The organism is Mesorhizobium sp. M0340 (assembly GCF_040321535.1).
In the GTDB taxonomy this organism is placed as follows: domain Bacteria; phylum Pseudomonadota; class Alphaproteobacteria; order Rhizobiales; family Rhizobiaceae; genus Mesorhizobium.
Genome location: NZ_JAMYRR010000028.1, coordinates 24,789 through 38,919, shown reverse-complemented (window position 1 = coordinate 38,919; position 14,131 = coordinate 24,789). Strand labels below are relative to the sequence as shown.

Below are 14,131 nucleotides of genomic sequence, written 5' to 3'. Positions count from 1 at the left end.
CTTACTCTCCCGAAACGCCGCGGCTTATCGGCGAGATGAACGGCGTGCTCCACGTGCCGCCGACGAAGAACGACGACTGATTGGGTCCCTGGGCGTTCGTCTGCGTGGCAGCCTGGCTCGGCCGGACGATGCCGCCGGACAGTGCCAGCCCGCGTCCGGCATAGGATGCAATGCCGGAAAGCCAGATCTTGTATTGCGCGGAATTCACCTCGGCCTTGTCGATGCGTGCCACGCCGTTCGAAATGCTCGCCTTGAGCTCTGCCCCGTCGATCGGCAGCGTTCCGTCCGAGACGTCGTCCAGCGCGAAGAATCCGCCCTGTTCGGTGTGCTTGAGGAACGCCGGCAGGTTAAGCCGGCTCAGCGCACCCGCGCCGAACGTCGCGGACAGCGAGCCATTGGCGTTTTCGAAAATCGAGTCCCAGGTTCTGCCAGGCCCCTTGAGGATGACCGAAACGGTTCCAGTGCCGATCGGCACCAGCCGTGTCATCCCGGCCGCGGTACCGAAAGCGCCGCCGTCGATATCGGAAGCAAGCAGCCGGATCTCGACTTCGGTGCCGGCGGGCTTGCGGTCGAAACGGACGCTGCTCTGGACGTTGCCGCCAAAGGCGGATGCATCCGAGATGTCGAAGACGGCAAGGCCGTTCTTGACCTGGGCGGTGGCGGCGACGTCGGCAAGCTGGATGGCGCCGGCCGTGGCATGCGCCGCCGACAGCCTGAGATCGAGATTGATCCGGTCGGCGAAGCTCGTATCGATTTCGCCCGGATCGGTGCCGCCGGCCGATGGCACCGGGGCAAAGGCGGAGAGAAATGATCTGAGGTCGAGCGTATCGAAGGCAAGTGTGCCGGAGATCACCGGCAATGCCTCGCCGTAGGTGAAGTCCAGCGCGCCCATTCCGGGGTTGTTGTCGAGGGTCAGGGCGGTGTTTTCGAATTTGACGCGCCCGGCCGTCGCCGTGATCTTGCTTGAAACCGAGATCGAGCCGATTGCCGCACCGGGCGCGATGCCGGCCTGCGACCATTCGAGCACGCGTCGGAGCGAAGGTGCGGCGAATTTTGCCTGGCCGTCGAAATAGCCGTTTTCCGACATGCTGGCGCGGCCGTCGAATGAAAAACTGGCCGGCGCCGCCTTGAAAGAAAACGTGACCGGTGCTGTGCCGCCACCAAACAACACAAGCGGGTTCGGCGATGCGGCGTCGATGGCAACACTTTCGCCGCGCCATATCCCGGTCGCCGACAGCGTCGCATTGCTGTTCATCGCGGCCCAGTTCGCCTGGCCGCTCAGGCTGCTCAATATCTCCTGGTCCTTGTCGCCGATGGCAGCCACCACTCGGCCGTCCCTGAACTCGACTGTGCCGAACGGATCTGTTGGCAGCTTGCCGAGATCCGGCTTGGCGGGATTTGTGTTGATCACCGCGCGGGCAGCATCGATCGAACGCGTAATGCGCCCGCCGCTGGGAATCGCAGGCAGGAAAAACCCGCTCGCGGTACGCTGAACCCGGATCGTCGGTCGTACCAGCCGCGCCGTCGAAAACACCACGTCGCCACGCAGCGCCGCCATCGCCGAGAGGTCGACCTCGACCCGTTCGGCTTCGACCACGGGCGGCGCATCCGTCTCTGTCCATTGCGACAGCGTCACGTCGCTCAGGATCGCCCGGAAATTCGGCCAGACCTCGATGCGCGGCGCGCCGTCGATGGTGACCCGGAAACCGCTCCAGGCGCTCATTTCCCACGCGATGCGGTCGCGCACGATGCGGGTCGAGGCGATCAGCGGCAAGGCTGCGACGACCAGCGCGATGACGATGACGGCTGCGCCGATCGCCCATATTCCGCGTCGGATCAAAGGTGATGGCATATCGCCCTGTATGCTTCCATTCCGGCAAAATCGCCCGACGGGTGTAACCGACGGCTGACGCATTTCAAGTCTTTATGGCCCGGCGATGGCATTTGCGCACACCCTGACCGGCGCGGTCCAACAAAATCTTGCTCTGCTGCATCGCGATATTGCATAAGCGATGCAGCCTGCGGAGGAACAATGATGGCTGACGACGCACCGCTCTGGATCCCGACGCAAGAGCAGATCGACGCGGCGCCGATGACCGCCTTCATGAACGCCGCGGCGAGCATGGCCGGCGAGTCTTTCTCCTCCTATGCCGACCTGCATCGCTGGTCGATCGATGACCGCGAGACCTTCTGGAGCTTGGTCTGGGACTTTTGTGGCATCGTCGGCGACAAGGGCGAACGCGTGCTGATCGATGGCGACAAGATGCCCGGCGCGACCTTCTTCCCTGATGCGAAGCTGAACTTCGCCGAGAATCTCCTCAAGAAAACCGGGCGTGGCGACGCAATCGTTTTTCGCGGCGAGGACAAGGTCGAGCGGCGGCTGTCCTGGAACGAGCTGCATGCGCTGACCTCGCGCCTGCAGCAGCTTTTCCTGTCGCTCAAGGTGAAGAAGGGCGACCGCATCGCCGCGATGATGCCCAACATGCCGGAGACCGTTGCTGCGATGCTGGCGGCCGCCTCGATCGGCGCCGTCTGGTCGTCCTGCTCCCCAGATTTTGGTGAGCAGGGCGTTCTCGACCGGTTCGGCCAGATCGAGCCGGTCATATTCATCGCGCCGGACGGCTACTGGTACAATGGCAAGGCGATCGAAGTCGCCGACAAGGTCGCGGCCGTGGCGGGCAAGCTCGCCACCGTCCGCAAGGTCCTCATTGTCGACTATCTCGGCACCTCGCTCGACGTCGCGGCGACCATCGGCAAGGCGGCCGCGCTGGAAGAGGCGCTGTCACCCTTTGCCGCCAGGTCTGTCAGCTGCGAGAGGTTGCCGTTTTCGCATCCGCTGTACATCCTGTTTTCGTCGGGCACGACCGGCATCCCCAAATGCATTGTCCATTCGGCCGGCGGAACGCTGATCCAGCACGTCAAGGAAGAACGGCTGCACGCCGGCCTGCTCGACGGCGACCGCTTCTTCTACTTCACCACCTGCGGCTGGATGATGTGGAACTGGCTGGTGTCCGGCTTGGCGTCGGGTGCCACCTTGCTGCTCTACGACGGCTCGCCCTTCTACCCGGACGGCAATACGCTGTTCGACTTCGCCGATGCTGAGAAGATGACGTATTTCGGCACCTCGGCCAAATTCATAGATTCCGTGCGCAAGGCTGGCCTCAAGCCGGCCCGCACGCATGATCTTTCCAGCGTGCGCACCATCTCCTCGACCGGCTCGCCGCTATCGCCGGAAGATTTCCGCTTCGTCTACGAAGGCATCAAGAAGGACGTGCATCTGGCTTCGATTTCCGGCGGCACCGATATCGTCTCCTGCTTCGTGCTCGGCGTGCCGATCGAACCGGTATGGACCGGCGAGATCCAGGGGCCCGGGCTCGGTCTTGCCGTCGATGTCTGGGACGATGACGGCCGGCCGCTCCGCCAGGAGAAGGGCGAGCTCGTCTGCACCAAGGCGTTTCCGGCGATGCCGCTCGGCTTCTGGAACGACCCTGACGGCAGGAAATACCGAGCCGCCTATTTCGAACGTTTCGACAATGTCTGGTGCCACGGCGATTTCGCCGAATGGACCGCCCATGGCGGCCTGATCATCCATGGCCGTTCCGACGCCACGCTCAATCCGGGCGGTGTCAGGATCGGTACGGCGGAGATCTACAATCAGGTCGAGCAAATGCCGGAAATCCTCGAAGCACTATGCATCGGCCAGGATTTCGACAATGACGTTCGCGTCGTGCTGTTCGTGCGGCTGGCGGCAGGCGTCGAGCTCGATGCCGAGCTGGAAAAACGCATCCGCGCGAAAATCCGCATCGGGGCGAGCCCGCGCCACGTGCCGGCCAAGATCGTCGCCGTCAGCGATATTCCGCGCACCAAATCGGGCAAGATCACCGAGCTCGCGGTACGCGACATGGTGCATGGCCGCGCCATCAAGAACAAGGAAGCGCTCGCCAATCCCGAAGCGCTCGAGCTGTTCCGCAACCTGCCGCAGCTTGCCGACTGACCCGGGATCCAAGGCGGGAGCCGTTTTGAGGTCTCAGGTATCGTTAACAAATTATCTCTTCGGAATTTACCTAGATTTCATGAGTGGTACACATTGGTAAATTTTCCGGCGTGCCGGTAAGGATTTGTTAAGGCCCGGCATCGATAGTCGTGCGTAACTTGAGGGAGAAATCCCGTTCCTCTTAGCCCCGAGAGGATCTGATTCGCTCAAGCCCCGTTGTGACAGCAATTCCAATTTCTCAAGGCGTCCTGTTGGACGCCTTTTTCTTTGCGCAACCATAGCTAACCGGCGAGCACACGGGTCGAGGGAAAGGCGACTTCGACCAGGGTTCCCTCGCCGGGCGTCGAGTTGATGGTGAACCGGGCCCGGTTCGCTTCGACCATCGCCTTGGTCAGCGGCAGCCCAAGACCGGTGCCGTCGCCGCGGCCGCGCTTCAGCGCATTGATCTGCTTGAACGGCTTCAGCGCCTGCTCGATCTCGGACGGGCTCATGCCGATGCCGGTATCGCGCACGCGCATGACGACATCGCCGGAGAGCTCGTAGGCCGTCGACACGATCACCTGGCCGCCGGCCTGCGTGTAGCGGACGGCGTTCGACAGGATGTTGAGCGCGATCTGCCGCACGCTGCGCAGATCGGCCACCACTTCCGGCAGCCGTGAGGCGAAGCTGGAGCGGATGATGACGCGTTCCCGGTTGGCTTGCGGCTGCATCATCGCCACGGTTTCGGCCAGCGTGTCGTTAAGCGACACCGCCTCATAGGCCATCTCCTGCTGGCCGGCCTCGATTTTCGAAATGTCGAGCAGGTCGTTGACCAGATCGAGCACGTGGTTGCCCGAACGGTTGATGTCGCGCAGATAGTCGCGATAGCGGTCATTGGCCACCGGCCCGAATTTCTCGTCGACCATCAGCTCGGAAAAGCCGATGATGGCGTTGAGCGGCGTGCGGATCTCGTGGCTGATGCGGGCCAGAAAATCGGTCTTCTGCGACGAGGCGCGTTCGGCGACCGCGCGCGCCTGGGTCAAGTCCTCTTCGGCCCGCTTCCACTGGGTGATATCGCGCACCACCGCACAGAAGCCGCTGTCGTTGGGCAGCCTGCCGATGGTCATGAACAGCGGAATGAAACGCCCCTGCGCCTCGCGCCCGATCACCTCGCGGCCATCGTTCATCACGCTTGCAACGCCGGGCTCCGACAACCCCTCGAGATAGTCACGCGCCGCGCGCTGGCTTTCGATCGCAAACAGCGAGACGAACGGCTTGCCGGTCACCTCGTCGCTGTCGAAGCCGAACAGCGCTTCCGCCGGACGGCTAATTGAACGGATCGTTCCGTTACGGCCGATCAGCACGACGCCGTCGGTGGCGGTGTCGATGATGGTGCGCATTTCGGCAATGCGCGCCTTGAGCTCGGAAACATCCGGCTGCGTTTGGTCGTCGGCAGCGCCATGCGGAATGGCTGCTGCTTCGTCGTCGCCGGAACGGCGTACGACCAGCATCAGTGCCTTGCCGTTCCCCCACGGGACGGAGCGCAAAATCGCGTCGATCGGAAACTCCTGACCGTCGCGCGTCCTCAGCCGCAATGCGCGGTCGCCGCCCTCCGAACTGCCGTCGTCGGCATAAGGGTCGGCAAACAGCGCGCCGAGCCCGCCCGCCTCGTCCAGGGCGTTGAGCGTCGCATAGCCGGTCAAGCCGAGGAATTCGTCGTTCGCGTAGTACAGTTGATCGCCGGAATGGATAAGCACCGGCACCGGCAGCTTGCCGAGGATCGAGGTATCCGGCCCCTTGTTGTCCGCTCCGGCAAACGCCGACGGCACGAAGCCGCCGAGTTTGAGCGGTGGTGCCTGCGGCCGCTCGACGGGCGGCACCTGGCCGGCAGCGTCGGCTGCGCTGTCCTCGGACCAATCCTCGCTGTCCTCGGCGTCACGAAAATCTTCGGCCGTCGTGCTATCGTCGTCGCCATCCCGCGGCGCTTCGGCGACGATCGTTCGACGGTCGGTGCTGGGCTCGTCGCCTTCCTGCGCTTCATCGCCGGGTTCGCGGTTGGCATAGTCGAGCAGCGATCCGGAAACAGGGCGAGTGACGGGTTCGCCGGCTTGCGCCTCTGCTACCGCCTCATCCGGCTGCTCGCTGTCGAGCCGGGCGAGGTCCTTCTGGTCCTCGGCATCGGCCTCGGGTGGTTCGGCGGCAGCCGCCTCGCTTTCCGGACCTGGTTCCGGCATCTCACCCTTGTCCGTCGGGCCGGCTCCTTTCAGCTTTGGCTCGTCGGCATTGCCGGCTGCCTCGACTTTCTCAACCGGCTTCTGCTTTCCGGCGCTGGGCTGTTCTTCGGCCGGGGTGCTGTCCTTCTTGAGACGCTCGCCAATCTCGCGAAACGCGCTGCGTTCCAGCGTCGACAGGCCCTTGTCGTTGGCCGGCTGCCGGTGCTCGGCCAGCCGGATCACCTTGTCGGCAAAGCGCCGCTCCGGCTTTGGCACGATGGTCAACGCCGGCACTTCGCCCCTGAACGGATCGGCGGGTTTCGGTGTCGCCGGGGCAGGTTCAACGGCTTCCGGCCCGACGCTCGCGGCGGGCTTTTCCTCGGCGACAAGGGCCATGCCGACGGCATCCGGATCGACCACCGCATCGCCGCTCCTGGCGACGCCGAAACCGCGAAAACCTTCGAAAACCCGGCTGCGGCTGTAAACCGGGAGCGCCGCCAGATCGACTGGTATCTTCAGATCGGTGCCGGCGACCGGCCACAGCACGGAGCGGCCGGACCAGGTGTCGCGCCGTTCGAGCAGGCCGGCAATCTCGCCAGAGGCATCGAGGCCATAGGCGGCCGAAACATCCTCGAAGCGGCGCCCGATCACGTCGGCGGCAGGCTTGCCGACGAGTTCGGCAAATTCCGGCGACAGGGCGCTGAACCGGCCCTCCGCGTCGGTACGCCAGACGAAACGCATGGGTGCGGCGGTGCGATCGATCGCGGAAGCGCGGCGTTCGGCCGGGGAGGCGGCTTTGGTGGCTTTTGCGGCGCTTTCCGGCGAAGTATCCGCGCCGGCCTGCGAAGCGTCCGGGCTGGTCTCGGCTTTACCGGACGCAGCCGCCCCGGGCGGGACCTGCGCGTCGTCGCCGGCATTGAAGTACCAATGGTCATGCTGGGTCGGCGTTTCGCCAACCGTGTGTTGATTGTCAGCCGCGTCGACAGCTTCGTGCTCCGCCGATGCTGAGGTGCCTTCCATCGCTGCAAGGTCGATCTCCGCCGCGCCCATCCTGGCGATTGGCGGCTCGTTGTCTTGGCCCGTCGGCCGGGGAAGATCGCCACCGCTCGGTGCCGTTGCTGCTTCGCTGCCGGTTTCCCCCCCGGCGCGCTCGCCATCAGGGGCCTCGCCGTCGAGCCGGTCCTCGTCGATCACCACCAGCAGGTGCCGCTCGTCCGTCAGCCGGGCAAGGCCCGCCGGATAGGAGCTGGATCCACCCGGGACCAGGCGCTTGACGATGCGGTCGCTCTCGCTCGCCACGTCGGCGACAAGCGCGGCCAGCGTCTCAGGCCGGATGCCGAGTGCCGAAAAGCCGTCCGATGCGGCGTCGATATTGCCCTTGGCGTCGACAAAGGCGATGTAGTGGCCGTCTTCCGTAAGACCACCGATGGCGCGATCGGCGATCTCGGCGGCGCTGCGCGAGCCGGTCTGCGCCGCCGGCAGCGCCAGCATGATTGCTTCCTCGCCATCGGGCATGGTCACTGCGCTGGCCAGGAAGCCGACCGCGCGGCTGGTCAGGCCGGTCGCCAGCCGGACCGTGATGGCACGGTCGCGGCCGATCTGCGGAAAACCGCTGGTTGCCATGATCTGGCGCCTGGCGATCAGCGGCAAACCTGCCGAGGCGCCGATGATCGCGCCGATGTCGGGATAGCCGAATACCGCTGCGCCGGGGCCGTTGGCCCAGATCACCTGCTCGAGATCGGCCGACAGAATAGCGATCGCGTCGCCTGCGGCGAAGCGCAGGCGGACCGCGTCGAGCACGGCGACATCGAGGAAGGAGTAGTTTTCAGCCGGCATGCGTTTGGCGACCCTCACAGAGCGGGCAATTTGCGGTTAACGCTTTGTTAATAAAAGCCGACGGCGCGAAGGTCCACAAGTCATAGCGTGCAACCAATGGAATCTCTAGGCGCGTGGTTAACGCCACGAACAAATAATATATGGTGCGATGCAACAAACATGTTGCAATGCACAAAAATTGCCTTTATATTGCCATGATACATGAACGAGACGGCTTTTCGTCAAAGCCGCTGCCGCTGAAAAGGATGGAAAATGTCCAGGACCAAGACCGCTGAAACGATCGAAAACGTTGAATTCCCGAGCTTCGACGCTTCCAAGGCCACTGACCAGATCCGCGCCTTCGCCGAAAAGGGCGTCGAGCAGTCGAAAGAGGCCTATGCCAAGCTGAAGACCGGCGCCGAGGAGACCCAGAAGGCTCTGGAGTCGACCTACGAGACCGCCAAGTCCGTTTCCAGCGACCTGTCGCTCAAGACCATCGCCGCCCTGCGCGCCAATGCCGAAGCCGGCTTCTCGCATTTCGAAGCGCTGATCGGCGCCAAGTCGCTGTCGGAAGTCGTCGAGTTGCAGACCGCTTTCCTGCGCAAGCGCGTCGAAATGACCGTCGAGCAGGCCAAGGACTTCCAGGCGGTTGCTGCCAAGGCGGCCGAGGACGTATCCAAGCCGATCAAGACCGCCTTCGAGAAGGCCGTGAAAGAAATCAAGATCGCCTAGTATTTGCACATAGTCTAACGATGCATCAAAAGGTCGCATTTCGTCAGACAAATAGATGTGCGATATAGTGGTTTAAGTGAATACCCGGCGGGTGGAACCTCCTCCCTCTGCTCACCGGGGTAACCAGCCAGCACCTCCTCCCGCTGGCTCGTAACAGGAAAAGGCCGGCACCTCCTCCCGCCGGCCTTTTCTTTGTCCGGCGGAAAACGACGCGATGCCGGAGCGAGCTTTTGCCTTGCCAAAAGCCTTGAATTAAACTCCGATAGCCCGTATGGACGCATCGCCGAACGACAGAGCGGGTCCCGAACGTTTCATCTCGATCCCGCTCTGGCAAAACGTGCCGTTGTAGCTCAGATGGTTAGAGCGCCGGATTGTGGATCCGGAGGTCGCTGGTTCGATCCCAGCCAACGGTACCATCACCTTTCAGCCACACTTCTGACCGGCAAAATACTGCTAAAGCGGTCTTATGACCGGTTGCCTCACCCACGGTCCCGCGCCTGACGCGCGCCGCGCAGGTGGTCCACGAGGGCTCTCAGCTTCGGCGCGACATTCCGTCGGCTGGGGAAATAGAGATAGAAACCCGCAAACGGCGGGAAATAGCCGTCGAGGATTGGTACAAGCTCGCCGCGGTCAATCCAGGGGCGGAATGTATCCGCCATGCCGAACGTGATCCCAGCGCCTGCAACCGCCAGCCGGATCATCAGCCACATGTCGTTGGTCGTGATCTCGGGCGCAACCGCCACGTCGAATTCGCGCCCGTCCTCGCCAAACTCCCACCGATAGGGCGAAACTCCCGGCGCCGGCCGCCAGCCGATACAGCGATGAGCCACAAGCTCGCGCGGATGGGCGGGTGCTCCGAACTTTTCGAGATAGCGCGGAGCGCAGACGGCCATCTGCCGCTGATCGCCCGATACCGGCACGGCGATCATGTCCTGCTCGATCACTTCGCCGAGCCTGACCCCGGCATCATAGCCTTCGGCCACGATGTCGAACTCCTCGTCTGTCACTACGATGTCCAGATGCACCTCGGGAAACGTTTCGGTGAAGGACGCCAGCAACGGTCCTGACAGGAAGGCCTCTGCGATCGACGAAACCGCGATCCGCAGCAGGCCGCGCGGGCGGTCCAGAAACTCCGTAGTGGCTTCGACTGCCGCGTTCACGTCGGCGATCGCCGGTGCGACGCTCGCCAGCAGGCGCTCGCCCGCTTCGGTCAGGTTGACGCTGCGTGTCGTGCGCTGCAGCAATGCGATGCCAAGGCGCTGTTCAAGCCTGAGGATGCTCTGGCTGACCGCTGAGCGCGTCACGCCCAACCGGTCCGCCGCAGCGCGAAAATTGCGTTCCTCGGCCACCGTGACGAAGACGGCAATTGCATTGAGATCGATGTCCATTGGTTAGCAAGACTTATCTTAGAGGTTAACAATGGGCGGCTTATCGCGACAATGCCCTGGCTCTATCTCTGTCGCAACGGCAAGAAGGCTTGATCCTCCCGATCCAAGCCGAAGCCGACCGACAAGGAGATATCCGATGACATCACTCCCTTCCTCCTGGGACCTGGATGGAAAAGTCGCCCTCGTGACCGGCGCGGCACGCGGCATCGGTCGCTGCACGGCGGAGCTGCTGCGTGCGCGGGGTGCCCGGATCGTGGCAAGCGATCTCAGCGACACCGTACGCGAATTGGAAGCCGAGGACGTGGCAACCCTGGTCGGCGACGTCGCCGACGAGGATCTGGCCAGACGCTCGGTCGAGCTCGCGGCGAAGCGCTTCGGGCGCCTTGACATCGTCGTGAACAATGCCGGTCGCACGCTCAACAAACGTCTGACGGAGACCTCGGTCGACGACTACGACCGCATTCTGCAGATCAACGCGCGCGGCAGCTTCGTCACCGCCCGTGCCGCTGTGGAACTGATGGCCGCCGGTGGTGGCGGCGCGATCGTCAATGTCTCATCGATCTCGGCCGTCGCGGCCTTCGAGACGCAGGCGGCCTATGCCTCCTCCAAGGCGGCTGTCGCACAGCTGACCAAGGTAATCGCGATCGAATATGGGCGTATGGGCATTCGCTGCAACGCCGTTGCCCCTGGCGTGATCGAAACCGACATCATGGAAGGTGTGGTGGAGAATGGCCGGGAGATGCTGCGCAGCTTCGGCAGCGCGCATCCGATCGGCCGGATCGGCCAGCCGCAAGAAGTTGCCGAGGCCATCGCCTTTCTTGCCTCGCCGGCATCCAGCTTCATCACCGGGGCCCTGCTTCTGGTCGATGGCGGCTACACCGCCCAGTGACCCCAATAGGGCCGGCGCGCCGCGGGAGCTCATCCGCACGCCATCCCTTCACATCGTCAAATAATCACGAAACCAAAAGGATCATCTACGATGACCATGAACAAAGTTGTTCTGATCACCGGTGCCTCCAGCGGCATCGGTGCTGGCATCGCCCGCGAACTTGGCGCGGCAGGTGCAAAGCTGATGCTCGGCGCGCGGCGCACCGACCGCCTTGAAGCGCTTGCGGCAGAAATCGAGGCGGCTGGTGGAACGGTTCGCGTGCGAGCGCTCGACGTCACCAGGAGGGCGGACGTCGCAGCATTCGCCGATGCCGCCCTGGCCGAATGGGGCCAGGTCGATGTCATCGTCAACAATGCGGGCATCATGCCGCTGTCGGCCATGGCAGCCATGAAGGTCGACGAGTGGGAGCTGATGGTGGACGTCAACGTCAAGGGTGTTCTGTACGGCATCGCGGCGGTGCTCCCTGAGATGACGGCACGTGGCTCCGGGCATATCATCAATATCGGTTCCATTGGCGCACTGGCCGTCTCGCCCATGGCTGCCGTCTATTGCGCAACGAAATACGCTGTCCGCGCGATTTCCGATGGGCTCCGCCAGGAGAGTGACGATATCCGGGTAACCTGCATTCATCCCGGCGTGGTGGAAAGCGAGCTGGCGAACACGATCTCCGACGAAGCCGCTGCCGCCGCCATGAAAACCTGGCGTGCTATTGCCCTGCAACCCGATGCCATCGCCAGGGCAGTGCGCTACGCACTCGAACAGCCCGACGATGTCGACGTCAACGAGATTGTCGTGCGTCCGACGAAGGCGGCGCATTGATGCCATCCACTTTGACCGCAGTGCTTACGGGTATTGCCCTTGCTGTAGCTCCAGCCGGCCTGACCCTTCCTTCAACTCCAATCCTTGCAGGGGAACCAATGACGCAGCAAGATCATCCTTATGTCGGACTGTGGGTCACCGGGGATCGCCATATCAGGCACGAACTCCTGCCGAACGGCCGTTATGACGAAGCGCGCGGTGACCGCGAGAGCGCCTACCGGGGACGCTACGAAGTGCGGGGCAACCACATAGAATACTGGGACGATACGGGCTTCACCGCGGATGGTGAGTTCGTCGAAGGCGTCCTCCATCATGCCGGCATGATCCTTTACCGCCAGCGATAGAGAGCCACCCTGAGACAAGCACTTCAGGGTTCCACAAGACGCTATTGCATGCCTCGCATGAGGCGCTCGGCAGCTTGCACTGCAAGGCCGGTCACACCACATCTCTCCCAGCAAGCGCGGCGGAAAGAAGCAGGACCGGGAGCGGAGTCGACATTGCAAATGGTTGTCACTATATAGCGGCGGCTTTGACGGCTCGCCTTTTACGTCGTGCCAGCGAGAGCGCGGTAAATGTGCTAGCTATTGTGACATCTATTGTGATCTAAAACGGCTTGAAAACCGAAAAAAAGCAAATAGAAACAATAGCGCGGGTCGAACGAGTTTCCTCGAGAGAATCAGTCCTCAAGAACTAGAACGTGCTCCTTGAACCCTCCATTCCCTTCGGCTCTGTGGACCTCGGACAAGTTCGGCTTGCCGGGCGAAGCCGACTCGGCTCGAATGGCAGCACGCATCTTTTCGAAGATGCCGACGTTTATGATTACCAATCGGCATAGCCGCTAGGGAAACAGCAGTATGAGTGAACACGCGATCGAGTTCTTGCGCGGGTGGATTGGCGAAAAAGTCCACTGCCAGCCCTCGCCAGCCAGAATCGAGAAGCAGGCCGAGACCCTCGCCAGGGAATGCGCGGCCAAGGCTGCCGAAGCCGGCATACCCCTGGAGGATATTCAGGAAGAGGTCGGCGACATTCAGGAGCTCATTGCTTCGAGGCTCGAAGAGGCGGCCGAGGCCGAGCAGGACGAGCGGAATTCCAACAAGCCTGCCGGCTGACGGACGCCTCCGGCAAAACCTGCCGGGCGAACATTGCCTGTCTGATGCAGTTGCGCGGTCTCATCGCCGCGCAGCTTTGCCAAATCTCTCCTCGAGCCATGTTTTCGGCAACGCCGGCACGAAATTGCCATCGCGCCCGCTCATGTCTTCGTTGGCGACCAAAGCATTGAGGATTGCTTCTTCCACGCTCTGAATGACGGCGTCGAAGAACGGGTTGATGTCGGCATCCGGTATGTAACCGGCGCTGGCCAATTTGCCGGCCGCGCCGCGCGCCGCATCGGCATTGGCCGTGCTGAACGCCAGAAAAATATCGCCGGATGAATTGTATCCATAGCCGCCGGTCAGCGCGACGCCGAGCGGCACGCGTTTCGCCAGCCGTTTCAACTGGTGCGGCATGAATGGCGCATCGGTGGCGACGATCGCGATGATCGAGCTCTTTTCGGCTCGCGGCGTGTTGTCCCGGATCGCCGGTTCGGCGAGTTCCGCTCCGGCCCTGATGCCACGGATGACGAGGTTTCGCCTTGCACCGAAATTCGACTGGACGAAGCAGCCGATCGTGAAACGCTCTCCGTTCCAGTCGACGCTGCGCGAGGATGTGCCGGACCCTGCCTTGAAGCCGAAGGTGATCATGCCTGTGCCGCCGCCGACGCTGCCCTCTTCGATCGACCCGCTTTCAGCCGTATCGAGCGCGGAAAACACATGCTCGAAGCTCAGATGATGGCCGTTGATGTCGTTGAGAAAGCCGTCATAAGTCTCCCCCGCCACCGGCAGTGCCCAAGCGCTGTCGAGCGCGTGCGGCAGCACCGTCTGCATCCAGCGCAACGTTGCGTCGCGGCTGACGCCGCAGGAATGCGTGTTGGTGATGGTGATGGGAAGATTGAACGCTCCGAGCTCCTCTATCAGATGCGAGCCGGTCAGTTCGCCATTGCCATTGGCGCTGAACACGCCGGCGAACGCCGGGACGGCCAACTCGTCTCTGGGCCTTGGCAGGATCGCGGTCACGCCGGTGCGTACCGGACCCTTGCCGACAACGAGCGGCCCGTCCCCTGAGATCAGCGTCGTATAGCCGACCGTCACGCCGGGCACATCGGTGATGGCATTGAAGCGGCCTGGGGTGCCTTCGAATGGGATATCGAGGGCGCGTGCACGCAGTTTGCCCGAGGGCGTCGTAAGATGCGGATCGGTCATTTCTT

Annotated in this window: 10 protein-coding genes and 1 tRNA gene; 7 read left to right on the top strand and 4 right to left on the bottom strand. The window is 63.0% G+C overall.

Going from position 1 to position 14,131, the window contains the following annotated elements; translation table 11 throughout:
- Position 1: 1 nt before the first annotated feature.
- Entirely contained in the window at positions 2-1,852 is a 1,851-nt protein-coding gene (locus NKI79_RS28200; RefSeq protein WP_352806190.1) for an AsmA family protein, read from the bottom strand.
- A 183-nt stretch (positions 1,853-2,035) separates the two neighbouring features.
- Here NKI79_RS28200 and NKI79_RS28195 point away from each other — a divergent pair, with 183 nt between their 5' ends.
- Complete coding sequence (locus NKI79_RS28195) at positions 2,036-3,994, top strand: acetoacetate--CoA ligase (protein ID WP_352806187.1); 1,959 nt, start codon at positions 2,036-2,038, stop codon at positions 3,992-3,994.
- Positions 3,995-4,275: 281 nt separating this feature from the next.
- Here NKI79_RS28195 and NKI79_RS28190 read toward each other — a convergent pair whose 3' ends face one another.
- Positions 4,276-8,022, bottom strand: a complete 3,747-nt coding sequence (locus NKI79_RS28190; protein ID WP_352806185.1) for a PAS domain S-box protein — start codon at positions 8,020-8,022, stop codon at positions 4,276-4,278.
- A 252-nt stretch (positions 8,023-8,274) separates the two neighbouring features.
- Between NKI79_RS28190 and NKI79_RS28185 the strand changes: the two genes are divergently transcribed.
- Both NKI79_RS28185 and NKI79_RS28180 read left to right on the top strand, forming a co-directional pair.
- Positions 8,275-8,733, top strand: a complete 459-nt coding sequence (locus tag NKI79_RS28185) for a phasin (protein WP_254819298.1) — start codon at positions 8,275-8,277, stop codon at positions 8,731-8,733.
- 339 nt (positions 8,734-9,072) lie between these two features.
- A tRNA-His gene (locus tag NKI79_RS28180) sits at positions 9,073-9,149 on the top strand.
- Between the two features lie 63 nt (positions 9,150-9,212).
- Here NKI79_RS28180 and NKI79_RS28175 read toward each other — a convergent pair.
- On the bottom strand, positions 9,213-10,121 hold the full coding sequence (locus tag NKI79_RS28175) for a LysR family transcriptional regulator (RefSeq protein WP_352475842.1): 909 nt from the start codon (positions 10,119-10,121) through the stop codon (positions 9,213-9,215).
- A 136-nt stretch (positions 10,122-10,257) separates the two neighbouring features.
- Between NKI79_RS28175 and NKI79_RS28170 the strand changes: the two genes are divergently transcribed.
- The 4 genes from NKI79_RS28170 to NKI79_RS28155 all read left to right on the top strand — a co-directional run bounded on the left by NKI79_RS28170 (position 10,258) and on the right by NKI79_RS28155 (position 12,938).
- Positions 10,258-11,010: an SDR family NAD(P)-dependent oxidoreductase gene (locus tag NKI79_RS28170; RefSeq protein ID WP_352806183.1), complete on the top strand. Its 753-nt coding sequence runs from the start codon at positions 10,258-10,260 to the stop codon at positions 11,008-11,010.
- A gap of 90 nt (positions 11,011-11,100) precedes the next feature.
- Positions 11,101-11,829 (top strand): SDR family oxidoreductase, encoded by a 729-nt coding sequence (locus NKI79_RS28165; protein ID WP_352806180.1) that lies wholly within the window; start codon positions 11,101-11,103, stop codon positions 11,827-11,829.
- Positions 11,829-12,173, top strand: coding sequence for an Atu4866 domain-containing protein (locus NKI79_RS28160; RefSeq protein WP_352806178.1), 345 nt, complete (start codon positions 11,829-11,831; stop codon positions 12,171-12,173). Before NKI79_RS28165 ends, NKI79_RS28160 begins: the two co-directional genes overlap by 1 nt.
- A gap of 510 nt (positions 12,174-12,683) precedes the next feature.
- The gene (locus NKI79_RS28155; protein WP_352715470.1) at positions 12,684-12,938 is read left to right on the top strand and encodes a hypothetical protein; all 255 of its coding nucleotides are present in this window, start codon (positions 12,684-12,686) and stop codon (positions 12,936-12,938) included.
- Between the two features lie 60 nt (positions 12,939-12,998).
- Here NKI79_RS28155 and NKI79_RS28150 read toward each other — a convergent pair whose 3' ends face one another.
- Positions 12,999-14,126 (bottom strand): DmpA family aminopeptidase, encoded by a 1,128-nt coding sequence (locus NKI79_RS28150; RefSeq protein WP_352806175.1) that lies wholly within the window; start codon positions 14,124-14,126, stop codon positions 12,999-13,001.
- Between the last annotated feature and the right edge of the window lie 5 nt (positions 14,127-14,131).